This is a genomic window from Vibrio sp. Vb1755, from assembly GCF_033338635.1.
Lineage (GTDB): Bacteria > Pseudomonadota > Gammaproteobacteria > Enterobacterales > Vibrionaceae > Vibrio > Vibrio alginolyticus.
Genome location: NZ_JAWOTA010000302.1, coordinates 1 through 1114 on the forward strand (window position 1 = coordinate 1; position 1114 = coordinate 1114).

General features: G+C 47.1%; 1 protein-coding gene and 1 pseudogene. Both read right to left on the reverse strand.

Going from position 1 to position 1114, the window contains the following annotated elements:
• Window positions 1-532, reverse strand: a 532-nt coding sequence (locus R7E00_RS24715; RefSeq protein ID WP_318124855.1) for an iron-containing redox enzyme family protein, incomplete at its 3' end; no start/stop codon positions are given.
• 25 nt (window positions 533-557) lie between these two features.
• Window positions 558-1114: pseudogene (locus R7E00_RS24720) on the reverse strand (AMP-binding protein); the annotation flags it as partial.

The following is a 1114-nucleotide window of genomic DNA, read 5'->3' on the forward strand; positions in this document are numbered from 1 at the left end:
GGTCTAACACGCTGTGTGAAATTAGGTAAGTCATTGCTGAAGGCGGTAGGCTTAGCGTTGACTGGATTTTTTCTGCCATTTGGCCACCAATGCCGACGCTGGTGCCTTCTAATACCCACACCATGCCAAACAGCGCGAGTGGGTTGTGGCGGTCAATGTTGTGGTAAAGGTAGGAAACCATTAATTCAATCGGCGCACCGACTTGACCTACATCTTTGTTGTTGCGCACTGCTTCGGCATCACCGCCACATGCTTTAATGTCATTTAAAATCCATTCTTGATGGCCTTTCTCTTCCTCGATGTATTCGGCAATGGCGTCTCGTACCCATTCGTATTCGCCAGATAGTCGGCCTCCACACGCCATCAGCAAGGGAACGGTGTGCTTAACGTGATGGTAAGCTTGGGTTAGAAAGGCGATATACATATCTTTGGAAATGTTGCCTTGTTGAACGTCTGCGATGACTGGCGCAGTTAACATTGCTTGTTGAGCAGCGGCAGTGCTTTGTTTGAGTTGTTCGAAAAATAAAGTCATAACCTTCTCCTTAAGAAGCCGTTAACTAAGATGCAGTTTGGAAAGACGTAATGTGTTGCTGAAAGGGCAAATCGATGCGTTGGATCTTTTGCGCTTGCAGCGTTAATTCAGACGTTGTGCTCGCTAATAACTGAGCCACATCATGTTCGATTTGATTTCGTTTGAGCTTGCCGTTATCCGTGTACCAACCAGAGATGGCTCGTGGGTTGTCCAGCAGCAATAAGGTTCGGATTTGAGCGTAATCGGGTAGGGTTCGGTTTAATGCATGAACCTTTGCTTCGACGTCTTCGCTATTGGCAATGACAGCACATAATGTTTGTTGGCTATCACCTGTAACGATCAGTGGCGTCATCGGCAAAAACGCCAACGCTTCTGATTCAATCCACTCCGGTGAGACATTTCTGCCGTATGCGGTGACGATAAGGTTCTTCTTGCGTCCTGAGAGAGTGACAAAACCTTGCGCGTCAATTTGGGCTAAGTCGCCAGTTGCTAACCATTCTTGAGTAAACGGTTCATTCAAATAACCAAGAGCAACGTTGCCTTTGACAAGCAGTTCACCATCTTCCGCGATACGAATCTGAG